The 24,460-nt window shown below is 53.8% G+C and carries 21 protein-coding genes; 10 read left to right on the top strand and 11 right to left on the bottom strand.

Annotated elements, in window-relative coordinates; translation table 11 throughout:
- Nucleotides 1–29: 29 nt before the first annotated feature.
- The 3 genes from MHI24_RS30065 to MHI24_RS30055 form a co-directional block, all read right to left on the bottom strand.
- A complete protein-coding gene (locus tag MHI24_RS30065; protein ID WP_340023217.1) occupies nt 30–1,928 on the bottom strand; it encodes a beta-glucoside-specific PTS transporter subunit IIABC in 1,899 nt (632 codons plus the stop codon).
- 111 nt (nt 1,929–2,039) lie between these two features.
- Nucleotides 2,040–2,876 (bottom strand): PRD domain-containing protein, encoded by an 837-nt coding sequence (locus MHI24_RS30060; protein ID WP_340023216.1) that lies wholly within the window; start codon nt 2,874–2,876, stop codon nt 2,040–2,042.
- Between the two features lie 292 nt (nt 2,877–3,168).
- A complete protein-coding gene (locus MHI24_RS30055) occupies nt 3,169–4,128 on the bottom strand; it encodes a DMT family transporter (protein WP_340026841.1) in 960 nt (319 codons plus the stop codon).
- A 501-nt stretch (nt 4,129–4,629) separates the two neighbouring features.
- Between MHI24_RS30055 and MHI24_RS30050 the strand changes: the two genes are divergently transcribed.
- The 3 genes from MHI24_RS30050 to MHI24_RS30040 are packed head-to-tail and all read left to right on the top strand — an operon-like array spanning nt 4,630 to nt 8,224.
- On the top strand, nt 4,630–5,355 hold the full coding sequence (locus MHI24_RS30050; RefSeq protein WP_340023215.1) for a hypothetical protein: 726 nt from the start codon (nt 4,630–4,632) through the stop codon (nt 5,353–5,355).
- Between the two features lie 18 nt (nt 5,356–5,373).
- Nucleotides 5,374–7,059, top strand: coding sequence for a VWA domain-containing protein (locus tag MHI24_RS30045; protein WP_340023214.1), 1,686 nt, complete (start codon nt 5,374–5,376; stop codon nt 7,057–7,059).
- Between the two features lie 25 nt (nt 7,060–7,084).
- Nucleotides 7,085–8,224, top strand: coding sequence for a toxic anion resistance protein (locus MHI24_RS30040; RefSeq protein ID WP_340023213.1), 1,140 nt, complete (start codon nt 7,085–7,087; stop codon nt 8,222–8,224).
- Nucleotides 8,225–8,293: 69 nt separating this feature from the next.
- On the opposite strand, the gene MHI24_RS30035 is transcribed toward MHI24_RS30040, so the two are convergent.
- Nucleotides 8,294–9,217, bottom strand: coding sequence for a helix-turn-helix transcriptional regulator (locus tag MHI24_RS30035; RefSeq protein WP_340023212.1), 924 nt, complete (start codon nt 9,215–9,217; stop codon nt 8,294–8,296).
- A 244-nt stretch (nt 9,218–9,461) separates the two neighbouring features.
- Between MHI24_RS30035 and MHI24_RS30030 the strand changes: the two genes are divergently transcribed.
- From MHI24_RS30030 to MHI24_RS30020, 3 genes are all read left to right on the top strand, one after another.
- Nucleotides 9,462–10,310, top strand: coding sequence for an ornithine carbamoyltransferase (locus MHI24_RS30030; RefSeq protein ID WP_340023211.1), 849 nt, complete (start codon nt 9,462–9,464; stop codon nt 10,308–10,310).
- 157 nt (nt 10,311–10,467) lie between these two features.
- Entirely contained in the window at nt 10,468–11,763 is a 1,296-nt protein-coding gene (locus tag MHI24_RS30025; protein ID WP_340023210.1) for a DUF5050 domain-containing protein, read from the top strand.
- A gap of 186 nt (nt 11,764–11,949) precedes the next feature.
- A complete protein-coding gene (locus MHI24_RS30020; protein ID WP_340023209.1) occupies nt 11,950–12,498 on the top strand; it encodes a hypothetical protein in 549 nt (182 codons plus the stop codon).
- A 75-nt stretch (nt 12,499–12,573) separates the two neighbouring features.
- Here the strand turns inward: MHI24_RS30020 and MHI24_RS30015 are convergent, their stop codons facing one another.
- From MHI24_RS30015 to MHI24_RS30000, 4 genes are all read right to left on the bottom strand, one after another.
- Entirely contained in the window at nt 12,574–13,707 is a 1,134-nt protein-coding gene (locus MHI24_RS30015; RefSeq protein WP_340023208.1) for a DUF4179 domain-containing protein, read from the bottom strand.
- Nucleotides 13,697–14,233: a sigma-70 family RNA polymerase sigma factor gene (locus MHI24_RS30010; RefSeq protein ID WP_340023207.1), complete on the bottom strand. Its 537-nt coding sequence runs from the start codon at nt 14,231–14,233 to the stop codon at nt 13,697–13,699. Before MHI24_RS30010 ends, MHI24_RS30015 begins: the two co-directional genes overlap by 11 nt.
- 344 nt (nt 14,234–14,577) lie before the next feature.
- On the bottom strand, nt 14,578–15,810 hold the full coding sequence (locus MHI24_RS30005) for an aminopeptidase (protein WP_340023206.1): 1,233 nt from the start codon (nt 15,808–15,810) through the stop codon (nt 14,578–14,580).
- Between the two features lie 201 nt (nt 15,811–16,011).
- Nucleotides 16,012–16,359 (bottom strand): hypothetical protein, encoded by a 348-nt coding sequence (locus MHI24_RS30000; RefSeq protein ID WP_340023205.1) that lies wholly within the window; start codon nt 16,357–16,359, stop codon nt 16,012–16,014.
- 133 nt (nt 16,360–16,492) lie between these two features.
- Here MHI24_RS30000 and MHI24_RS29995 point away from each other — a divergent pair, with 133 nt between their 5' ends.
- The 3 genes from MHI24_RS29995 (at nt 16,493) to MHI24_RS29985 (ending at nt 20,713) form a co-directional block, all read left to right on the top strand.
- A complete protein-coding gene (locus MHI24_RS29995) occupies nt 16,493–17,650 on the top strand; it encodes a VanZ family protein (RefSeq protein WP_340023204.1) in 1,158 nt (385 codons plus the stop codon).
- Nucleotides 17,651–17,659: 9 nt separating this feature from the next.
- Nucleotides 17,660–19,135 (top strand): amidase family protein, encoded by a 1,476-nt coding sequence (locus MHI24_RS29990; RefSeq protein WP_340023203.1) that lies wholly within the window; start codon nt 17,660–17,662, stop codon nt 19,133–19,135.
- 384 nt (nt 19,136–19,519) lie between these two features.
- A complete protein-coding gene (locus MHI24_RS29985) occupies nt 19,520–20,713 on the top strand; it encodes an IS256 family transposase (protein WP_340023202.1) in 1,194 nt (397 codons plus the stop codon).
- A gap of 311 nt (nt 20,714–21,024) precedes the next feature.
- Here MHI24_RS29985 and MHI24_RS29980 read toward each other — a convergent pair whose 3' ends face one another.
- A complete protein-coding gene (locus tag MHI24_RS29980; RefSeq protein ID WP_340023201.1) occupies nt 21,025–21,792 on the bottom strand; it encodes an exodeoxyribonuclease III in 768 nt (255 codons plus the stop codon).
- 190 nt (nt 21,793–21,982) lie between these two features.
- Here MHI24_RS29980 and MHI24_RS29975 point away from each other — a divergent pair, with 190 nt between their 5' ends.
- Complete coding sequence (locus MHI24_RS29975; protein ID WP_340023200.1) at nt 21,983–22,270, top strand: hypothetical protein; 288 nt, start codon at nt 21,983–21,985, stop codon at nt 22,268–22,270.
- A gap of 109 nt (nt 22,271–22,379) precedes the next feature.
- Here the strand turns inward: MHI24_RS29975 and MHI24_RS29970 are convergent, their stop codons facing one another.
- Both MHI24_RS29970 and MHI24_RS29965 read right to left on the bottom strand, forming a co-directional pair.
- Nucleotides 22,380–23,489, bottom strand: a complete 1,110-nt coding sequence (locus MHI24_RS29970) for a citrate synthase/methylcitrate synthase (RefSeq protein ID WP_340023199.1) — start codon at nt 23,487–23,489, stop codon at nt 22,380–22,382.
- 115 nt (nt 23,490–23,604) lie between these two features.
- Nucleotides 23,605–24,459 (bottom strand): helix-turn-helix transcriptional regulator, encoded by an 855-nt coding sequence (locus tag MHI24_RS29965; RefSeq protein ID WP_340023198.1) that lies wholly within the window; start codon nt 24,457–24,459, stop codon nt 23,605–23,607.
- Nucleotide 24,460: the final 1 nt, after the last annotated feature.

Here is a 24,460-nt window from a genome sequence, read left to right as displayed (position 1 = left end):
CCTCCTTATGATTGGTTAACAGCAACAGGTTAGATCATGACGGTCAGCAGCTTTTCCCGGTAATCAATGTTCTTCTGATCAGTCTCAATGACATCCAGGACATCACCGGAGTTGGAGATAATGACAGGTGTGGTCAGCGTGTAGCCCGCCTCTCTGATCGCTGCGGCATCGAATTCCATCAGAAGCTGGCCTTTGGTGACGGTGTCGCCCTGCTTGGCTCTGGGGGTGAAATATTTGCCCTTCAGCTTGACCGTATCCTTCCCGACGTGGATCAGAATATCGACCCCGTTGCTGCTGGTAATCCCGATAGCATGGCCGGAGGCGAACAAGGTGGTCAGTACCCCGTCTACCGGAGAGTAGACCTTGCCTTCGAGCGGTTCAATCGCTATCCCCTTACCCATTGCCCCTGTAGAGAATGCTTCATCTGTCAGCTCGGACAGCGCTCTGACCTGCCCCTTCAAGGGACTTGCCACTGTCTCCTGCTTCACCAGGTTCCCGCGCGGCGTCTCTGTACTGCGCTTCTCTGCCGTTTCCTCATCCTTGAAGCCGGAGAAGAAGACGAGCAGGAAGCCGAGGATGAAGCTGATGACAATCGCTGCGATCGCACCGTAAAAGCCTTTATCCATCCCCTCCGGGCTGATATAGCTGGGAATCCCGAAGATGCCGAGGCCGCCGAGGATATAGCCTTTGGTGCCCATCAGACCAACAATCCCGCCGCCGACCGCCGCAGCGATACAGCTTAATACGAATGGCTTCTTGCGCGGCAGCGTAACCCCGTAGATGGCAGGCTCGGTTACCCCGAAGATACCGGAGATGATCGCCGGAACCGACAAAGACTTGAGCTTGACGTTCTTCGTCCGCAGCAGAATGGCGAGAACCGCACCGGTCTGGGCAAAAGAAGCCCCGAACGAAGCTGCCAGGATCGGATCAGACTTCAGCACAGCCATGTTATTGATCGCAATCGGCACCAGACCCCAATGCAGCCCGAAGATCACGAAGACCTGCCAGAACGCGCCCACCAGCAATCCTTCAATGACGGGGCTTAAGTTGTAAAGGAACAAGGTTCCCTGCCCCAGCAGCTGTCCGGCCCAGGTGGAGACGGGACCAATGGCAATCAGTGCCAGCGGCACGGTGACCAGCAGCGTAAAGAACGGAACAAGGAAGGTGCGGACTACGCTGGGGATGACTTTTTTGAAGAAGCCCTCCAGCTTGGAGCCGATGTAGGTCGAGATAATAATCGGAATGACGCTTGAGGTGTAGGTCATCAGGATAACCGGAATCCCCAGGAAGGTGATGTACACCGGAGATTCAAAGATCGTCCCGCTAAAAAGTGTATACAGCGGCTCCCCGCCCGCCGTAATGCTGCTGAAGGACGGATACACCAGTGTTGCGCCAATGGCCATACCGATGAAGATATTCGAGCCGAATTTTTTGGCCGACGTATAACCCAGGAAAACCGGGAAGAAATAAAACAGGCAGTCCCCGAGCGCATTCAGAATCTCATACGTGCCCGAAGTCTTCGTAAACAGTCCAAGCGTCAGGAACAGGGCGGTGAAGCCCTTAATCATCCCGGTCGCGGCCAGTACGCCGAGGGTTGGCGAGAAAACCCCGGAGATAATATCAATGAACCGGTTGAACAGACTCATCCGCTCACTGGAGGCCTCCTCCGCCCCGCCATCCTGCAAGCCGCCTGCCGCCATCACCTGGGCATAGACCTCCGGGACATGATTGCCGATTACGACCTGGTACTGGCCGCCGCTCTGAATGACGGTAACGATGCCGTCCATATTCTTGAGCACCTCCGTATTCGCCAGGCTCTCATTCTTCAGCTTGAAGCGCAGGCGGGTGATACAGTGGGTGAGTCCGTTGATATTCTCTTTGCCTCCGACCTGCTTGATAATCTCTTTGGACAATGCCTCATATTTCACGATAAGCCCTCCCCATTCTTAATGAATGAACAAAAAGACGAAACCAAAGCCGGCAGCTTTCTGCCTGATTTGGTTTCGCCTGCATGACCAGTAACAATCCAAAATGGAAATCTATTCAGTTTGCCGCTGCGTCACCCGCTGGATATGAATCGTCAGGTACAGCATCTCCTCGTCGCGGAGCTTCACACCCAGATACTTCTCAATCTTCAGCACACAGCTATGCGCCTTCCTGTACTTCACCTTCACCTGCTTCAGCAGAAAATCATCCACCTGCTCCACCGGCTCTTGATTACGCGACCGCTGAAAGAAATACCGCAGATGGGTGATGAAGCGTTCATAGCTCACAGTCTTCTCATCAATCTCGTTGTTATATGAATATTTCACAATATTTAGAATGTCATCGATCTGCTGCGTCTGCCTGGTAAGGTCGGCAATCTTGTTCCCTGAGCTGTTCATTTGCGCATTGATCAGATGCAGTGCAATATTCCCGGCTTCATCCTCCGGCAGGCGGATGCGGGTGTACTGCTCAATCATTACCATAGCGTGCTTCCCGGCCGCATACTCCTTGGGATAACAGCGCTGAATCTCCCAGAGGAGCGGATTCTCGTTGCGGATGCCCTGGTCATGCAGCCTTAGCGCATGGGTCAAATGGTCCGTCAGGGTCACATAGATGTAATCGCTTAGCCGTGCCTTCAGAGTTTGCTTGGCATATTCGATAATATCGTAGCTCAAGGCTACATATTCGGCAGGCGCATCTGCCATCAGCGCCTTGAACCGTTCCGACGCCTCATTGTGCTTCAAGACAAAAGTCTTCTCAATCAGGGACACATCCACCGGATCACCCGGGCTTTTCTTGAACCCGATGCCGCGTCCCATCACCACCAGCTCATCGCTGCCGGAATCCTTGGCAATTATGGCATTGTTATTGAAAATCTTCTCGATAATCAACCCTCTGCCCTCCTTCACCCCGAATTTCATTCCAGCCCGGCCACAGGCTGCAGACAGGGTTAAGGGTATCCTGCGGCGTCCCGCAAGCCCTTAACATAAAGAAAGGCAAAACCCAAAACACGTGACCATGTTTTGGGTTTTGCCTTTGCAGTAACAATCCCAAATCCAGAATAACACTCCATTACGGTTTTGGCAACAAAAAAAATGTTTACGCTTTCATATTGCTTGAATGGAAAGAAAAAAGGAGCGCTCCCCTCTTCACAGGGAACGCTCCACTCCCTCCCGCCAGAACTCAGACGGAGGATGAACGCATGGCCCGGGCATTCCCCCAGCGCAGCTTATACAGCTCCGGCAGGACCACGCCCAGCAGCACCAGGACTACCCCGATCCACTGCAGCAGGCTCACCTGCTCATGCAGCACGAACGAGGACAGCAGCACAGCGACCGGCAGCTCGGCCGCTCCAAGAATCCCGGCCATGCCGCCGCCGATATGCGGCACTCCGATGGCGAACAGGACCGGCGGAATGAAGGCGCCGAACAAGCCGAGCAGGAAGCCGAACAGCAGGAGCTGGCTCCACAGCAGACCGTTAAACAGGAAGTACGGCGGGAACAGGATGAACAGCAGGAGCATCCCGCCCGTTACCATCCAGGCGCTCCGGTAGGCCGGATGCGCAGACGGAACCGCCTTGCCGCTGAAGATAATGAACATGGAATAACTGACCGCTGACAGCAGACCGAGCAACAGCCCGAGCAGATTGAACTCTGCCGTACCCTGATTCAGGATACCCGCAGCCAGCAGGGTGCCGCCGAACAGCAGGATCAGCGTCAGCACAGTGATCCGGTCGGGACGCTGGCGCTTGCTTACCGCCTGGATCAGCACGCTGATCCAGGTGAACTGGAACAGCAGAATAATCGCCAGGGAAGCCGGAATATAACGCAGCGACTGGTAATACAGCAGACCGGTAACAACGGTTGGTGCGCCGGCCAGCATCAGCAGCAGCCGGTGCTTCCAGGTCAGCCGGGCCGCAGCCGGCTTGGAAGACTGGCCGGAAGCTGCCGATCCGCTGCGCTGCTTACGGTTTGCTCTGAGCTTGGTATATAGTGCCAGCAGCCAGGCCAGAATGCAGCCGGTTAACAGCTGGGTGCCCACAACTTCCCCAAGCTTGTAGCCTTGCCCGTAGGCCAATACAACAATTGTGGACAGAATGCCGTAGCTCATCGCGCCTACAAGGACGGAGAGTAAGTATTTCATATCTTTCATGCAGATGATGCCTCCTGAATCTTCTAATCTGAATAATGATTGTGTCAAGGACCGCTGTACGCAAAAATTCCTAACTCCGGGGACAGGGACCGCTGGTTCACGGTCCTTATCATCGTAGTTAGGAAGAGTAGGCTTCCTGTAGAAACCCCCGCCCTGTGCCATCTGACAATGGCTGCGGGGTTATACGAGAACAATATGGAGTTATGGAATCATTGCCGGTTGACGACTGTTCATATGTTACACGCGAAGTGAGCTGATGTCAATGCTTGATGGTGAAATTTTATATAGTTGTCCTTTAAGTATCAAAAAATTGAAACATCCCCAAGCCTCAAAACGTAGCAGTGTGTAACAGGCTTTTATTCCAATCATTTCTATGTGATATGGGTAATATTTAGGAGACTCCTCCGCTCCCCCCGCTCTGTATGAATGAACATACGTATTCCCCCAATATACTTAGATGAGGAGGTGCTGATCCTGAACAGATCCGGACCCTTGAAGCTCCTCGGCCTGGTTGCCGGGATTGTTATTTTAAATGTCGCTGTGCTGTCTCCCGGCCTGCTTGGTGTAACCATCGGCGGCGGGAGCGCGCTGGAGACGGCCTCCGGCGTAACCCTGCTGGTTATGAGTCTGCTGGCCGTACTATACGGGAGTTATACCTTACTGTTCAAGCCTCCGGCCGCCAAGCCGTCTGCTGTACACTATGATTCGCGGGAGGATTACATCGCCGGCCTGAACCGCCACCGGAATGTGAAGGTGCTGAAGGAGGATATCGCCCTTGCCCTGGATCAGATTGAGCGGATCGGCAGGAAGAAGGCAGCGCTGCTCCAGGTGCTGGGCAGACGGTTTGACACGGCAGAGCTCAGCTACCGCAAGTTCCATGCTGTCATTGATGAAGTGGAGAAGCTGTTCTATCTGAATATCCGGGGGATGCTGAACAAGCTCAGCGTATTCGATGCCGCCGAATTCGCCAGGTTCAGTGACAGCACCGCCGCCAGCCGGTTCTCCGGCTCCCTGATCCAGAAGAAAACAGCGGTATACCATGAATATCTCTCTTACGTCAAAGGCTGTCTCGGGGCGAACGAGGAAATTCTGCTGAAGCTCGATCAGCTGCTGCTGGAAATTACAGAGCTGGGGAGCGCCGGTTATGCGAATGTTGAAGACATTCCGTGTATGCAGGAATTAACCGCCCTGATCGGGCAGACGAAACTCTACCAGTAACGAAAGGAAGCTGAACCTATGAGGAAAGGCAAAACTCTGTTCATACTCGCAATTATAGCCGCATCCGTCTTCGCCCTTGTCTATTTCGGAATTACCTTAACCTCCAATCTGGGCAAATCCAAAACGGAAATCTCCGCAGAAGACGCAGACAAACGACTGAACCGGATCTATAAGGATATCAGCGTCACCAGCGCAGAGCCAGTCAAAGGGCAGATCGACCTTGATCCGGCGTCAGCCCTCGACTCGCTGCCCGATATCTCCAAGTTCCCTATCTCCGTTGACAGCACCACCAGCAGCTTCGTTGAAATCTTCTCCTCGACAGAGAAGTCAGGAACCGGCAACGACGGCTGGCTCAATGATGTGGCGGCAGACTTCAACGCTGCGGGCATCACGGTAGACGGACAGCCGGTCTCGGTGAAGATCCGCAATATCGCCTCAGGCACCGCCGCCGATTATATCCGGTCCGGCAAATATGTGCCTGACGCCTTCACTCCATCCAACGAGCTGTGGGGCGAGATGGTCAAAGCCAGCGGCGTCCAGACCGAGCTGGTTGCCAAGCGGCTGACCGGCAATGTGGCCGGAGTGGTGATGAACAAACAGAAATATGATCAGCTCGTTGACAAATACGGCGCGATCAATGTCAAGACGATCACCGATGCCATTGCGGGCAATGAGCTGGCGATGGGGTATACCGATCCTTTTGCCAGCTCCACCGGGCTTAATTTCCTGGTTACTGCCCTCAACACCTTCGATCAGAACGATCTGCTCGGCGATACAGCCGTTCAAGGCTTCGAGAAATTCCAGGCCAATGTGCCCTTCATTGCTTCGACCACCCTGCAAATGCGTGAAGCGGCGAAGTCGGGCAGGCTGGATGCCTTCGTCCTGGAATACCAGACCTTTGTCAACGCTAAAGATCTCAGCAGCGGCTATGTGTTCACCCCCTTCGGCGTAAGACATGACAGCCCGCTCTATGCCCTGGGCAATCTGCCGCCGGAGAAGCTGGAAATCATCAAGAAGTTCGGCGAGTTCGTCCAGCAGGAGAAATACCAGAAGACGGCCGCAGACAAAGGCTTCAACGGCTTGAATGAATATGTCTCGGAGCTTAAGCCTGTTGACGGCTCCCTGCTCACCTCGGCCCAGAAGCTGTGGAAGGAGAAAAAAGACGGCAGCAAGCCGATTGCCGCAGTCTTCGTAGCCGATGTCTCGGGCAGCATGGCGGGCGAGCCGCTGAACCGTCTGAAGGAATCGCTGCTGAAGGGCCAGAAGTTCCTGGGCAAGGACAACAGCATCGGCTTTGTCTCCTACTCCAGCGATGTGACCATCAATCTGCCGATCGCCACCTATGACACCAATCAGCAGTCCATGTTCGTAGGAGCGATTAACAGCCTGCAGGCTTCGGGCGGTACGGCTACTTTTGACGGAATGGTCGTGGCGATGAAGATGCTCCAGGAGTATCAGGCCCAGCACCCCGGGCTGAAGCCCGTGATCTTCGTCCTCAGTGACGGGGAGACCAACGAAGGCCATTCCCTGGATGAGATCCGCGGACTGATTGAGACCTACAAGATTCCGGTATACACCATCGGCTATAACGCCAACATCAAGGCGCTGGAGAGCATCTCCAGCATCAACGAGGCGGCCAACATCAATGCGGACACTGAAGATGTGGTCTACAAAATCGGCAATCTGCTCAATGTGCAAATGTAGTTCTATATGCTGAAGGAGGGTTCACATGTCATTTACCATGGAAATTCCCAGCCCGGAGAAGCTGAAATCAGTCATCGAGGAGCAGGTCCAGCCGGAGCCGGAGGAAGTCACCCAACTGAAGGAGCAGGCGATCAGCAACGTCAACAGCATTCTGGAGCTGGACTTCGAGTCGCTGGAGAAGCGCAAGGCTGTGCTGCAATCGATCGACAGCTTCGGGATGAGCACCATGCGGTCGTCTTCGGACAAGAACGCGCTGCTTCAGGTATCTGTAGGCAATCTGTCCAAGACCGGGGACGAAGGCGGGCAGGTCGCCAAGGGCTTAACCGAGCTGCATCACCAGCTCAAGGATCTGGACCCCAGTGCCGTGGATTTCGCCAAAAGCGGGATACTCGGCAGATTTTTCCACCCGCTGCGCAATTATTTCGCCAAATACCAGAAGGCCGATGCCGTGATCTCGGACATTATTCTCTCTCTGGACAAAGGGAAGGCCGTGCTGAAGAACGACAACACCACCCTGGAGATTGAACAGCAGACCCTGCGGGAGCTGACCAAACGGCTGAAGAAGGAAATCCAGCTCGGGATGCTGATGGACCAGGAGATCGAGAAGCAGATCGAGGCTGCCAGACAGCGGAGTGAAGACGAGGATAAGGTACGGTTCATTACGGAGGAGGTGCTGTTCCCGCTGCGCCAGCGGGTGATGGATCTCCAGCAGATGCTGGTGGTTAACCAGCAGGGAATCATGGCTATCGAGGTCGTGATCCGCAACAACAAAGAGCTGATCCGCGGTGTAGACCGGGCAAGGAACGTAACCATCTCTGCGCTCAAAATCTCGGTGACGGTCGCCAGCGCCCTCTACAACCAGAAGATTGTCCTGCAAAAAATCGAGCTGCTGAACCAGACCACCGATAACCTCATCAGCGGCACCTCCAGAATGCTGAAGGAGCAGGGCGCTGCCATTCACAAGCAGTCGCTGGAGACCAGTATCTCTGTGGATACGCTGAAGCAGGCATTCACTGACGTCCTCTCTGCCCTGGATTCGATCAGCACCTACAAGCAGGAGGCCCTGCCCAAGATGCGCGAGACGATCACCCAGTTCCGGGAGCTGGCAGATGACGGGGAGAAGCAGATTCAGCGGCTGGAAAAAGGCAATACGCTCGGATTGTAGCAGCGCAGCACCCGATATAACGTTAAAACAGAGCATTGCGGCAGTACGCCTATGCTCTGTTTTTAATGTCTACTTAGCTTTATTTAATATGCTGGTTACCAATCGGCTCAGTACCCCCTGATCGATAAAAGGAGCCAGGCTTGCCAGCACATCCGGGCTAAGACGCTTTGCCTCCACTCTGCCAAGCAACTGCTCAAGCTTCCCCCTGTCCAAAAAAGGGGCAATTCCGAGCAGCCGATTTGCATCGGCAAGGCTCTCTTCCACCCGGTCCACCAGACGGCCTAACGTTTCTCTGCTGATAAAGGGGGCCAGCGCTTGAATGGAATTCCAGCTTAAGCTGTCCTCTCTGGCTTGCTGCACCAGCAGGTCCAGATGCTCTCTGTTAAGAAACGGGGCAATCCCAACTAGATTGTTCACATCGCTGGAGCCGTCTGCCGACAGATCGACCAGCCGGCCTAAGGTGCTGCGGCTGACGAACGGGGCAAGTCCGGCAACGACATTCCAGGAAATTTCTTCTTTTTCTGCCTGATGAACCAGTTCATCTAATATATCTGATCCCAGGAACGGAGCCAGGCGCATGATCACATCCAGCCTAAGGGTACTGCTGTCTAATTCTTCTGTGACCTTATGCAAAGTGCTTGCTTTGACGAGCGGCGCTACCTCTATAAGCTCTTCTATTTCCGCCTTGCCGGTATTGACCATCTCTGCCACCTGGTCCGGCCTGTTCTCTGCAATTCTCTCAACAATCGATCCAAGGTGCCGCCGCTCCCTGTCTGCTTCATTGTCTCCTGCATTTAGAATATCGTCTACCGTTCTGCCGAATAACCCCGCCACCTGCGGAAGCGTTCCGATATCCGGCAGCGACTCGCCCCGTTCCCATTTCGATACCGCCTGATGGCTGACATTCAGTTGATCGGCAAGCTCCAATTGGGTCCAATCCTGGTCTTTGCGAAGCTTCGAAATATAAGCTCCAATCTTACGCAAGTCGAGCATGGTATACCCTCCAATGAACAAAATGTACAGTGCGCACTGCCTGAAATCATCATAGCATCTCCGCAGGACGCAATACTATCAAACGGTGGTTGAATGAGCTTATGCGCGTGATTCAACTGCCGGTAGAATGGCGCGGAATAAAATTTCAGTAAAAATTCCGTTGTATACTATTACTTATTGATGTATATTTATTCATTATTATTCATTCTGGCTGCTTACATACCAAGGGGAGGGGGATTTATCTATGCATTTCCTGAATATAAACCAGCTCACTTCAGAGCAGATCCTCGATATCTTCGAACTAACCGACCGGCTCCGGCTCAGCAAGCCAGAACCGCTGCTGGAGGGCAGGACCATGATTCTGTTCTTCCCTGAGACCAGTCTGCGGACCCGGGTAAGCTTCGAGAAGGGCATTAGCGACCTGGGGGGAGCTTATATTACGTTTCCGCCGGAGACGCTTGACAAAAAAGAGCACCCGGGCGATGTCATCCGCTATCTGGAGAACTGGGGGGACGGGATCATTGCCAGGCACCCTGACCTCAGCAAACTGGAGGCGCTGTCTGCATACGGCTCAATTCCTGTAATTAATGCGATGACCACACATAATCACCCGTGTGAGATTCTGGCTGACCTGTATGCGCTGCGCACCCTCCGGCACAATTACCGGGAGCTGACGTACACTTTCGTAGGACCGGCTGGCAATATATTGCGGACCTGGATGGAGGCGGCGCAGGTGCTGAATCTATCTTTTCATCATGTATGCTCTCCGGGTAATGATATGGGTAGCGTTCATCAGCGGAGCTACACCTTTCACACCAGTCTGGACAGTATTCTGCAGGAGAGTGATGTGATCCTTACCGATTCACTGCCCAGGGACTTCCTGACCCCGGAGTATCTCAGCGAATACCAGATCACCCTGGAACGGATGCAGCAGGCGCAGCCCGGGGCGCTGCTATGTCCCTGTCCTCCCTTCTACCGTAATGAGGAGGTCAGCGAGGAGGTTATCGCTTCACCTTATTTTGCCGGATTCGGATTTAAGCACAGCCTGCTCTATGTCCAGCAAGCCATTCTGCTCTACTGCTTATCTCATTGATGCTGCCTGGGCAAGAGTTCCTGCACGTCAGCTCATTTGCTCTTTCACGCAAGGCTTTTTAGTGCTTAAGCTGTATATGTCAAAATGTGAAATTTTCCGATAATTAGAACAGTATTTGCACAGTTGTTCAACACATTGGCTGAAGAGGAGAAATGATATGAAGGCTTTGCAGTTAATATCCAGAAAAACAGGTGTCCTGCTGCTCGTGCTGCTGGCGGTACTAGGTACATTCGGGGTCGGGGGGCAAGCGCACTCGGCAGCAGCAGACTCGGCGAAATCCTATGTGTACTATGTTTCTGACCAAGTTCTATACCGCGTATCGACAGATGGAAGTGAAACACAGAAGATCACTGAGAACTATGACGGCAACGGATTGGAATCAACCGGAAAATATTTGTATTTTTATTATGATAATGCAATGGGAATTCAGCGCCTGTCACTCAGCGAGCCCGATGCCTTAATTACCAGCTTCCTTGGAGACCGGAATATCCTCTATTACCTGTTCGATGGTCCGTACCTGTACTTCCTGGATGACACCGGACATATCTACCGCACTTTGAGCGACGCTGACGATGATTCACAGCTTACCCTTGTAGCAGACAATGCCGATGTGAATTTCAAGACCTTCACCGTCTTGAACGGGCGGGTCTATTATAATGCCCTGAAGAACAACACTACGAACTGGGTTGCCTCCAAGTCCCGCGACGGGAGCGGAGTCATTCAATGGATTGCCGGCGGAGCTATTCCGAAGGGCCGCTTCTATCATTCATACGGTAATAATATTAATCTTATGATTGATACCATTCCCAACGAGCAGGAGTATTCCCTTAACTCTATGGTGCTCTATAGCCTTCCCCTAACAGGAGGAGTACCTAAAGCAGCCAATGCCAAAAACCCGTTAGAATCCAACGCAGCAACCGGCGGGACCTGGTCCGACCATTATTTCCTGTTCAATAAAGGCATTAAAGTGGATGCTAAGGGCGAAGATCTGGACTATAACACAGGCAAAGGCTTCCTGATGGACAAGAACGGAAAGATCATGCAGCTCAGCCAGAACAGTGTGATCAGCATCAGCGAGATTGCCAGCAATAAGCTGGTATATTCAGATTCCAAAGGAAAAGCGTTCATCAGTACGCTGGCTAACGGCAAAATCACCTCCAAGGCTCTGCCGCTGTCGAATGTGAAGGACATCCGGACGGTCAAGAACGGAACGGCTCTTACTACGGTATTGTTCACTACAACCGATGCTTACGTCCTGAATGCCGATTCCACTTTAACCAAACTGGCGGGCGCAGAATCCGATTACTCGGTAATTATCGATGAAGTTCCGGGACTCTACTACATCAACGGTCTGGATAACGATTATCTCTACCGCTACAGCACTGACGGCAAAACAAAAACCAAGCTTTCCACAGGACCTGTAAGCTTTATCGCACTGGTCTCCACAAACTAATATGCACAGAGAAAAAGCCGGAATTTCCGTTAAAGGAGGTTTCGGCTTTTTGGGCAAGCGGAGTAGATAAAGTTCAATTTATAGCAGAGACTTCCCTATGACCTACGCTTTCTTGCAGTATACAATGAGTGCAGACATGATGGATTAAGACACTCATTAGAACTAAACAGGGAGCGTAGGGAAGTAATGAATATCGAAACAAAGCTTACCGGACCGGAGGAAGCCTATATTATCAAAAATATGTTGCCGCTCTATCTGCATGATCTGTCAGGTCATTACGGACTTGTGGAGGGTCATCTGCCTAACCGGCATGGCATCTTTGAGGACACGGATGAATACCGCACGCTGGCAGATCAATATGAGGTGCAGAGTGTTTGGTGGGACAAGCCGGGCATTCTGTACCCGTGGCTGATCCAGGTGAATTCGCTTCCGGCAGGCTTCGTCCGGATCGCTACCCCGCCTCACTGCGCGCCGGGTGTTGATTTTTTCGTGAATGATTTCTTTCTGCTGCAACCCTTCAGAGGCATGGGGATCGCGGAAAAGGCCGCGGTAATGGTGTTTGAGCAGTACCGTGGGGAATGGGAGCTATTCACTAACCCGGCAGAGAAAAATATCACCGGCCAGAAATTCTGGCGCAAAACGGTCTCCCGCTATACGCAGGGCAACTATTCGGAGCGAACCGGGGAGACTTTTGACGGGTATAAGCTTGTGTTCCGGTTTAATAACCGGGGATGAGACATCAGGCTGATTGAAGCGGCAAAAAGCTGACCCGCCGGGAATACCGGCAGTCAGCTTTTTACATGCAAGGTGTCAGGGCAGAAGTGGAATGTTAAGCTCCTTGACTTTCTTGCCTGTACCTATCTTCATTATCAAGTTCATCGACTTCGGCTGATCCAGCAGATTGCTGCCGTAGTAGTTTTCGAAGCCTTCTTCGGTTCCCATTCCTTCCGGTGACCATAGTTCGGTAGTCCCGTATTTGGTGACCGACTGAATTTTTTTCCCGTAAACCGAGCTAAATATCTTTTGTCTAATATTCCAAGTATTCTCAGACTGCTTCTTGATTTTGGCTACAGTGCGGATCATCAAGGGGGACATTTCAACCTGCTCCAGTGTCACTTGAACCCCCTCCAGCACGAAATCCTTCTGCGGCTTCACTATGACTGTCTGCTGCTGCTTGAATTTCGGGTCCAGCTTGAAGGGGATCTTGAGTCTTGGAGAATAATGCATATTCGCTACAATAGTGCCGGTCTTTGGATCTTTCAATTTCCCCGGGTCGACAGAGGCAATCTGGAAGCTTGCTTCAAGCTGCTCCGGGAAGGGCTTACTCCGGTCCAGATAAATGATGCCGCGTCCATAGTAAATGCGGTTCTCCAAAGGCCCGCTCTGCTCATCATGACCTCCGATCTGGTTGCTGCCATCCAGATAATTACCGGTTGCCAGATTTTTAATCCTCGCACTGCTAATGCTATAAATTTCCTGTCCTTCTGCAACGTTAGCCGTATACAAGAAGATGATTTTATTCTCATCCGCCGTTATTGCATTCAATGTAATCCGGTAGTCCCCGCTGGTTGCGCTCTGATTAATCTCCTGGATATAGCCGTGCCGGATCGCCGAATCCAGTGTGGACGCTTCAGAATCAAAAGAATAGAGCCGCTTGAACATTTCCAGCCCGCCCCAATTCACCGCTTCAGGGGGAGCCGCTGTCCGCGTGGCTGAATCATGAAGTACCGGGATGAAGAACAGAATAATCGCAACCATCGCGGCTGCCGCCATGCCGATTAGGGAGCCCCTGGTTAGCCAGCTCTGCCGGCTTCTTCTGCGTCCGTGTTCTATGCCTGCAACTACCGCCTGCCTGATTTCATGGCCACCGGCATCCGCCTGGACCGCCCTATGGATACGTCCCGCATCCGCCAGCATCGCCTGCTCTTCTCTGCTACTGTTCATTCCATTCACCCCGGTTCTTCATAATTTTTCTAAGCTGCTTCAGCCCCTTGTGCTGCCAGGTTTTGACCGTGCCCTCCGGCTTCTGCAGCAGCACGGCAATTTCGGCCAGGGTCAGATCATTGTAATATTTGAGCATCAGCACATGGCGGTATTTCACCTTCACCTGCGAGAGCGCCCACTGCATCTCCAGCGCGCCGGTATTGTTATGAACCACTGGCTCCTGCATATACTCGGCCGCTGTGGGGACTGCACGTTTCCTTCGCCGCTGCTCGTCAATACAGACATAGATCAATATTCGGATCAGCCAGGTTTTGAACAAGCTGGAGTCCTTCAGGGTTCTCCGTTTGATCCAGGCCCGGCAGGTGGTCTCCTGCAGCGCTTCCAGCGCGTCATGGCGGTTACCCAGATAGCTGTAGGCGATCTGATACAGCTGGTCGCTGTACTCCATGACCGCTTGTGTGAAATCCGCTTCTTCCAGCGGCACACTGGCAGCCACCCGCTTCATCTCTGCGCCGGACATCGTCATCTCTCCCTCTCCTCTCTCTCCAGTTTTACATGAATTAGACGGAGAGGTTATGCAAACAGTTTTACCTGCATCGAATAATTTAATGAAACTGGGGCGAGTGAACGGTGCTGTGATCGCTTTTTCGATTACATTCAGCCTACGTGGCGCGAACAGTCCAAATATGATCGCTTTTTCGATTACATTTGGCCCACGTGGCGAGCACAGTCCAAATGTGGTCGGTTTTCCGATTACATTCAGCCTACGTGGCCCGCCACGCACCTCCGCCGCCTTCGGCTGGCAGCACGCGCAAAAGGCCGCAACCCCCACACTCGGGAATATTGCGGCCTTCATATGTCACTCAGTAATCAGAGTACCCAGTTCCCCTTACGGAATACCGGCTCAACCGTACCGTCTGCCAGCTCCCCGTCAATATCAAGCTCTGCAGAGCCGACCATGAAATCAACATGTGTGAGGCTGACATTGGCTCCCCGGGCCAGCAGCTCCTCGCTGGTCATCGCGGTTCCGCCTTCAATGTTCACCGGGTAGGCGCTGCCCAGCGCGAAATGGCAGGAGGCATTCTCGTCAATGCCAGTGTTGTAGAATACTCTGTTCAGCCGGGAGATCGGCGAATCATGCGGTACCAGCGCGACCTCGCCAAGGTAGGAGGCCCCATCATCCGTCTCCAGCAGGGAGGTCAGATGCTCACGGCCGGACTCTGCGTCATACGCTGTCACCTTGCCGTCCGTGAACGTAATAGTGATTCCATCCACCAACCGCCCGTTCAGGTTCAGCGGAAGCGTGCTCTTGACAGTGCCATTCACGCCTGTACGATGAGGCATCGTGTAGATTTCCTCGGTCGGCATATTCGCCACAAAATAAACCCCGCACGCATTCTCTCCGCCGCCGCCCCGCCACAGATGGCCCTCCGGCAGCTCAACACGCAGATCTGTGCCCGGAGCACGGTAGTGCAGGCTTTTGTACCGTTTGGCATTCATCCGCTCCTGGCTCTGCTTCAGCTCGGCGATATGGCTGCGCCAGGCGGCCACCGGGTCCTCACTGTTCACCCGGTTCATGCGGAAGACCGCTTCCCACATCGCGTCAATCCGCTCCGCCTCCGGCAGGTCAGCGAACACCTTATCAGCCCAGGCACGGGTCGGCGCCTTGATCAGCGACCAGCTGATTCTGCTGTTGCGGGTGTAGGCCTGATACTTCTTGCGTGCTACAGCCGCAGCCTTCACCGCAGTGGAGACCTTCGCGGAATCGATGCCCCGGAACAATTCAGGGTCCGGCACTTTAATATGTAGAATCGCTCCGCCTTCCTCAGCGAAGCCTTCCATCATATCGGCATGCCACTGCGGATAATATCCGAATGAATCTTCAGGTGCCTTCTCATACCGGATGCGTGTAACCGCCTCGTCATCCCAGTCCACCATCACATATTTGGCTCCGGCCTCATAAGCCTTGCCCACAATCAGCCGGGTCAGCTCCGCCGTCTCCAGCGGCGCGTGCACCATCAGCACCTGCCCGGGCTGCACATTCACTCCAACCTTCACTACCAGCTCTGCGTATTTCTCCAGCATCTGCCCGAAATCGTTCATGTCTTTTTTCCTCCGTATCTTCGCCGTCTCTGTATGATTCTGGACTGCATCTAACATGCCCACCTGCTATTTTAACGCAAAATGAACCAGGTAGCGATGCATTTGCGCGCATAACCGGAGAAACACCGCCTTCTCTTATGTACAGAGTTACCCGGAAACGGGACCGTGAGGCATAGCATCCTGCTTCCGGGAACGCCGTCTCTACTGCTTATCCACCTGAAGCAATTGGATGGTCTTCACTTCATACGTATGCCCAATCCTCGCCTCGTCAATGACCTTCAATTTCGTCAGGCTGGCCACCTTCGCCGGGTCCGTCCTGGAGAGCAGCCTCCATAGCTCAGGATCAGCCAAGGTCTGATAGAGCTTGTCATCATCGTATTCCTTGCGCTGCTGCGTCACCAGCTTCACCTTGTACCCGCCAATGACGGATTCTGTCTGGCCTGCTTCATTGAAGTAGGCCAGAATGTCCTGCCGGAGCCCGGCCAATTCTTTCTCCAGCTCCTTATGCTTGGCCTTCAGCTTATAATACTGCTGCACCTTTTTATCCATACTATTGCTCACGCTCCTCTCCACACATATCTATGCCTGGACAGAACAGTTAGAATGAATAAATCCCTTGAGCCGGATTTGGTTAAATTCTATAATAAAGTGGTTATGACAAAATCAGAGTGCAGGTGAACTCATGTTTCAGACGTATTTATTTCCTATCTCCTATGCCTTCATGGCATTCCCGGTCGCAGCACTGTTCTTCACCCTGCCGTTCCTTATCGTTCAATACCGCCGGCATGGCTACATTAACAAGATCCGGGCCCTTGTGCTCTATCTGCTGCTGCTGTATCTGCTGAACGCCTTTTTCCTGGTGCTGCTCCCTATGCCGGATTCCAGACACAACGCCGCACCCGCCGGAAGCATGATTCAGCTTGTGCCGCTGCAGTTCATCCAGGATATTCTCCACAATACCGAGATCACGCGCAGCGATCCTTCCAGTTATCTGAATGTGCTGACCGGAGCGGATTTCCTGCTGGCGGCCTTCAATGTGCTGCTGACGGTGCCCTTCGGCATGTTCCTGGGATACTACTTCCGTACGCGCTGGGTGGTGTGCATTGTGCTGTCCTTTGCGCTGTCGCTGCTGTTCGAAATTACGCAGATCACCGGCATCTTCGGGTTCTTCGACCATCCTTACCGGATCTTCGATGTCGATGACATGATTACGAATACGCTGGGCGGCATCGTCGGATTCCGCATTGCACTCTGGATCTCCGGGCTGCTCCCTCGGATTGAGAAGCTTGACAGCCGGGAAGACTTATCCGCCAAAAAAGTAACCTACACCCGCCGCGCCCTCGCCTGTATGCTGGATGCGTTCCTGCTGCTGATGGTCACGGTGCTGCTGAATCTGCTCTCGCTGAAGGTCACCTTGTGGGCGGTAACAACCGTGTATTTCCTGAGCGTCCCGCTGCTTACAGGCGGCCGGACCTTCGGCAAATGGATCGTGCGCATCCGGCTGCAATCGGAGGAAGCCGGTCCGGCCAAGGCTTGGATGGTCTGGGTGCGGTATGGAGTGCTCTACGGTATATTTGGCGGAATCAATGCCCTGACCCCGAACTCCCCCCTGATACTTAGCCTGGGTACAGCACTCTCTGCCTTACTGAGAATCTCCGTCGTTGCAGCGGACCTGGCCTTCTTCATCCATCTGGTGATGCGGATGATTAAGCGTGAACGCCCCCTGTTCTACGAGGAATGGAGCCGGACCCGCAACGGAATTACCTGGCCCGACCAGCATCTGGCAGCGGCTAGTGGTGAAGGTGAACCACAAGAATTACTAGAGAAAGAACAGAGGTAAACAACTATTATGAATAAGAATTGGCAGGAATGGATCGTTGAAGCAGATATCACTGCAATGCATCAGGAAATGCAACAGGGAGGATTAACCTCTGAGCTGCTGGTCAGCTTATACCTGGAGCGGATCAACCAATTTGATGGCGTGCTCCGTTCGGTGCTGGAGATCAACCCGGATGCGCTGGAGATTGCCCGCAGGCTGGACCAGGAACGCCGGGACAAGGGTCCGCGCGGCCCTTTGCATGGTATACCGCTACTCGTCAAAGATAATATTGGAACGTCAGACAAGCTGCATACCAGCGCAGGAGCTGTAGCCTTGGCGGATCATATTCCCGCTGAAGATGCTGTAGTCATCGCCTGCTTAAGGGCAGCCGGAGCTGTAATCCTCGGAAAAGCAAACATGACGGAATGGGCCAATTTCATGTCCCCCACCATGTGGGCCGGCTACAGCTCACGCGGCGGACTGGTCCTTAACCCTTACGGGCCTGGAGAACTGTTCGTTGGCGGCTCCAGCTCGGGAAGTGCCGCGGCCGTTGCCGCCAATCTTGCCGCCGCTGCGCTGGGGACGGAAACCTCAGGCTCGATCATCCATCCCGCAGCGCAGAACTCTATTATTGGCCTCAAGCCTACATGGGGACTGGTCAGCAACGAAGGGGTGATCCCGGCGATCCGCAGCCAGGATAGCGTGGGTCCGATGGCACGGACGGTCAGGGATGCCGCTCTCCTGCTGCAAGCAATGGCTGAACCTGGGTTCCCGGATTCCTCGGCCATACCGGATTACTCTGCCAGTCTGGACCAGAATTTCATAAGAGCCAAACGAATCGGAATTCCGAGATTCTACTATAGAGAGCTTGATGAGGAAGCGCTGCAGATGATGGAAGCGGCCATTGCGGTCCTTCAGGGGCTTGGGGCAGAAATTGTTGATAAGGTGGAGCTTCCCTGCGAGCAGGCGGAATGGAAGAGAACCGTTCTGCAATATGAGTTCAAAAAAGGACTGAACAGCTATCTGGGCACCCTGCCGCCTGACGCACCCGTCCATTCACTCGAAGAGCTGATAGCCTTCAATCGCCTGCACAGTGACCTGACACTGAAATATGGTCAGGAAATATTGGAATGGCTGGATACGTCCGGGGAGGGAATCACCGGGCAGGAGTATGTGGATGCGCTCCATGCTTCCCGTACACTGGCTCGTCAACAAGGGATTGACTATGCCCTGGAGCATTACCAACTGGATGCCCTCCTGTTCCCCGGTGGCCACGGGGCCGACCTGGCGGCAAGAGCCGGTTATCCGCTTCTTACTGTTCCGGCCGGCTACACCTCGACCGGCATCATCGCACCGGGAGGTTATAGCACCAAAGGGCCGCAGGGAATTACCTTCTGTGCCTCAGCTCACAGCGAGGCCACCCTGCTGGGAATGGCCTACGGCTATGAGCAGGCCACGAAGCACCGGCGTTCCCCGCATCTCAATAGGGTCGCCGCAGAAGAATAGACCGGCAGTTAACTGCCGGACCGCCGCAACAGACATAAGGGAGCTGTCCCAAAAGTGACAGCCCCTTACTGTAGGAATAATATAAGCGGAAAACAGCATACATTTGCTGGCGCGCAGGCGTGAGGTCTGAATGTATGCGAAAAACAGCATACATTTGCTGGCACGCAGGCGTGAGGTCTGAATGTATGCGAAAAACAGCATACATTTTGCTGGTGCGTAGGCGTGAGGTCTGAATGTATGCGAAAAACAGCATACATTTACTGACGCGCAGGCATGTGGCCGATGGCGTAAAGTAAGTTGTGTACCAGAATTTGGAGCCTAGTCAGGCACCAAAAAAGTAGGGTATCCTCGGGATTGCGAAACCACCAAGGAGGAACCCTACCAATGAATATTTTACCCGAAAGTTCTCTGAATAATCTATTTGAAAAACTTGTTAAAGACTTCATGAAAGAGAACATGGAATCACTCCTGCGTGCCGAAATTCAGGGGTTTATGGACAGTGAAGAAGCCGGTGCCAATAATAGTCGTAACGGATACTATACACGGGATCTGCACACGAGATACGGCCATATTGAGGATCTTCAGGTGCCCCGGGACCGCCAAAGCCTTTTCCAGACGCAACTGTTTGAGCCGTACCAGCGGCGGGACGGATGGTTAGAAGAGGCCGTCATCCAAATGTACAAATCAGGCATGGGTACGCGGGATGTGGCCCGGTTCATTGAAAGTATGTTTGGCAGCCACTACTCCCCCACCACGGTCAGCAATATTACGGCTACGGTGCTGGACGATATCCACCAGTGGCAGAAACGTCCCCTGAGCAAACGGTACTCCGTCATCTACTTGGATGGGCTGTACGTGAAGCTGAAACGGGGTACGGTTCGTGGCGAAGTGGTCTACTTTGCGATGGGAATTGACGAGGAGGGACAGCGTCAAATTCTCGGGTTCTACGTGGGCGGCCAAGAGAGTTCGAATGGCTGGCGGGAGGTACTCAAAGACCTGTACGACCGCGGAGCGCAGGAAGTCCTGCTGGGTGTGTTTGACGGGCTACCAGGTCTGGATGCGGCGTTTAAAGAGACCTATCCTCAGGCAGATGTACAGCATTGCGTAGTGCACAAAGTGCGGGCCACGTTCCCTAAAATCCGGATGGAGCACAAAACCGATGTCATTGAAGCGTTGAAAACCGTATATACCGCACCGGATGAAGTGGTCGCCCGGGCGAACTTTGATACGGTCAAAGCGAAGTGGAACAAGCTGTATCCGAAGGAAATGAGGTCCTGGGAGGAACAGTTATCCACACTCCTGACGTTCTACAAGTATCCGGAGTCGATCCATAAAGCGATCTACACGTCGAACCCTATCGAGCGCATGAACAAGGAAATCCGCAAGCGCCTGAAACCGATGAACAGTCTGACGAACATGGATGCGGCAGAGAAAATCGTGTACCTGGAGATGCTGGAATACAATGAACGTCATGCAGGGCGGGTCACCCAAGGCTTTGGCGTGGATGCCGTTAAAAAGAAGCTAAAAGAGCTATTTGAAACACGCTACCCCTCTTTGCCCGCACCGGAAGAGGCGTAGCAGAGAAATCCAGTTTCTGGGGGTCGGGGTTCCCCCTCCCCCAGAAACACTACACCCCAACCCGTAACCCGGGGAGGTACTTCTACTCTCTTACACAAACTTCTTGACGCTACCATGTGGCCTGAATGTATGCGAAAAACAGCATGCATTTGCTGACGCACAGGTATTATCATCGATGGGAACAACGTTCTGTTGCGGAACATCCCCCTCCCCCAAGTGCTCATGTTGAATCTACTCCAGCATAAGGAGCTATCCCAAGCAGCCGTTTCATGCCTTTTGGGACAGCTCCCTCTTTTATAGAACCAAAATGCTTATCCCTCCGCCTCATCCGCCAGATGAAGCACTACCGGACAATGGTCGCTGCCCAGCACATTGCATTCAATCCCGGCGTCCAGGAGACGCGGGGCTAATCTTGCGGAAGCCAGGAAATAGTCGATCCGCCAGCCGACATTCCGCTCTCTGACCTTCGGCATGTAGGACCACCAGGTGTACGCGCCTTCCAGCTCGGGATAGAAATATCTGAACGTATCGATGAACCCGGCTGCCAGCAGCTCGGTCATCTTGCCGCGCTCTTCGTCCGTGAAGCCCGAATTCCCCCGGTTCGCCCGCGCATTCTTCAGGTCGATGTCCTGGTGGGCCACATTCAAGTCCCCGCAGACCAGCACCGGCTTCTTGGCATCCAGCTTCAGCAGATAGGCGCGGAACTCATCCTCCCACTCCATCCGGTAGTCGAGCCTGGACAGATCCCGTTTGGCATTCGGCGTATATACATTCACCAGATAGAAATCTGCGAACTCCAGGGTAATAATCCGGCCCTCGTCCTCCGTCTCCCGGTCCAGACCATAACTGACAGACAGCGGCTTCACTTTGGTGAAGATGGCGGTGCCGGAGTACCCTTTCTTGAGGGCATAATTCCAGTACTGCGCATATTCCTCCCCGTGATCCAGCACGATCTGCCCCTCCTGGAGCTTCGTCTCCTGCACACAGAAGATGTCGGCCGCGCTCTCCCGGAAGTAATCATTGAATCCTTTGGTCACACACGCTCTCAGTCCATTTACATTCCAGGACACCAGCTTCATGTTGTTATTCTCCTACCTTCGCTACTAGACTTCACTCTAGTGTACCATACGCTCCCCTAATAGAATGCAGGGACAATATACTAAATAGCAACCCGCCTGTAAAAATGTGTAAATCTCCTAAGACATTCGTTACAGCAATCATAGATTTCGCGAATATAATATTCTATCAAAGGCAAAGGAGGTCATTACAATGGCTATCTTGTTACCGCAGCAATTCTTCAATCTGCCTGCTTCGGTGGGTAAATCTTTCTATGAAAATCTCGCAGGAGGGATCAATGCAGCAGTGACTGTAAATAACAACTCCGGCTTCCCGGTGGATCTTGTTATTTACCGGGTCAACGCTCCAGTGGTCACTTATATTATCCCTGCATTTAACAGCCTCACCCTGTCTGTCCATGCACTGCTTGTAGCCGGACTGCTCAGCACGGCTGCCGGCGCAGTGTTCGGAACAATTGAAGTGGCAACCTCTGATTTCTAAGCAAATGGAAGAGTATCCCCCTCTACTCTCTCATTAACATTCCCTCCTGGCATCCCTGGCTGCCCTTCAGCCGGGGATGTTTTTTGCGCGGGTCCAGATGCTGCTGTTGTTAAGAGACTGTTCCCGATTCCGGCATAGGTCCTGTATACACAGATTGCGGGCGGAAAATCCGGTTATTCACCGCCTGCTCCAGAATATGGGCCGTCCAGCCGACGATCCGCCCTGCGGTGAACGTAGGCGTAAAGAGCTCAGGCTCCAGCTCCAGCGCCTTCAGTATAGCCGCGGCGTAGAATTCCACATTCGTGAACAGGCGGCGGCCCGGCTTGTATTCCTCCAGCAGCTTAATGGCGGTTGCCTCCACATGCAGGGCCAGATCATAGGCGGCATCCTTGCCGGTCATCTCCCGCGTGGCCATCTGCAGCGCCTCGGCACGGGGGTCCTTCGTCTTATAGATCCGGTGCCCGAAGCCCATCAGCTTCTCTCCGCTCTCCAGCCTGCTCCGCAGCCAAGGCTCGGCACGCTCCCTGGTTCCGATCTCTTCCAGCATGGATATCACCTCATAAGGTGCCCCGCCGTGCAGCGGTCCCTTCATTGCGCCAATCGCTCCGCCTACCGCCGAGCAGATATCCGATTCGGTCGAGAGCACTACACGGCCCGCAAAGGTTGAAGCATTCATGCCATGCTCCATACATAGGATCTGATAGGCACTGAGCGCACGCACATGGGCTTCTTCCGGCAGCTTCCCGGTCAGCAGATAGAGATAGTTCGCGGCATGGCCCAGCTCAGGGAGCGGCTGCAGCGGCTCCAGGCCCTGAAGTCTGCGTGTCCGATACGCAATGATGCTTGGCAGAATGGCCGTCAGCCGCACAGCCTGTTCCAGGGTGGGCGGCCAGGTGGCATTCCCTTCCGTTCCAAGCGCAGCCACTGCACTTTGCAGCACCAGCATCAGCGGCACAGACGCCGGAAGCAGGTCAAGGAGCCGGCAGAGGTAATCGGGAAGCACCCGCTCCTCCGCCATTTGCGCCTTCAGTTGCCTCAGCTCCTCTGTACCGGGCAAGCGCCCGTTCCAGAGCAGGTAGGCGGCTTCCTCATAGCTTCTGCTTACTGCAAGCTCCTTGGCCCAATAACCGCGGTACACCAAATATCCTTTCTCCCCGTCTACTAATCCGATTTCTGTTTCTCCGGCAACGATGCCTTCGAGTCCGGTTACCTTTACCATTTCCACTTAACCCCTTTTACGCTCCCGCAGGAAAGAATTCAACATATAAGGAGTATAAACTGCAAATTTGATATTGCATATTTATGATTTTTTATTAATCCATAAAAGAAATCTTTCACCCCTCCACCTCAGGCTTCATCAGCTGCCGCAGCTTGGCTTCGGTATTGGATTCTCCGGCAGGCGTGTACACACTGCAGCGAAGCTCCGCCGGGCCCTGTACCTGGAGCGAGGTGAGATGAAACAGCATTTTGCCCGCTTTGGCGTGGCGGAATTCCAGGACCACATCCGGGGCGGAGCTGACCCGGCTCTCTTCCCACAGCGGAGGGAAATCCGGGTGCCGCTCCTTCATTCCCGCAATGAACTCGTCATACCAGCGGTCCTCCAGATATTGCCCGTAATAGGCGCGGAAGATCGCCAGGTAGCCCCGGACGAACTGCTCCCAGTTCACCGCCAGCCGCCTGAATTCCTTGCGCTCAAACAACAGGGAGATCATATTGCGCTCCTGTGGAGGCAGCTTGGCAAAATCAATGAACACATGCGCTGCCGCTTCATTCCAGCCGACGATGCTGCAGTGCCGGTCGGAGATGATCGCCGGGCAGGTCTTCAGCTCCTGCAGAATCTTCTGCAGCGATGGAGTAATCACCGACTGCTCCTCCCGGGAATAGTCGGTGCTGCTGCCTGGCCCGGCCTCCAGCGCCAGGGCGAACAGGTAGCTGCGTTCATCCTTGGTCAGCTGCAGGGCTGAGGCCACACAGTCCAGGACGGAGGAGGACACTTTAATATCCCGTCCCTGCTCCAGCCAGGTGTACCAGGTTGCGCTGACGCCGGCGAGCTGCGCCACTTCCTCGCGCCGCAGCCCGGGTGTCCGCCGCCGCGAGCCTTCCGGCAGACCTGCGGACGCCGGGGTAATAGCCGCACGTCTCGATTTGAGGAATTCGGATAAAGCCTGAAGCCGGTTCTCGCTTGACATA

It is taken from the genome of Paenibacillus sp. FSL K6-1096 (genome assembly GCF_037977055.1).
Taxonomy (GTDB): Bacteria; Bacillota; Bacilli; order Paenibacillales; family Paenibacillaceae; genus Paenibacillus_AQ.
The sequence above is the reverse complement of the archived record's forward strand: the minus strand, read 5'-3'. Positions and strand labels throughout refer to the sequence as shown.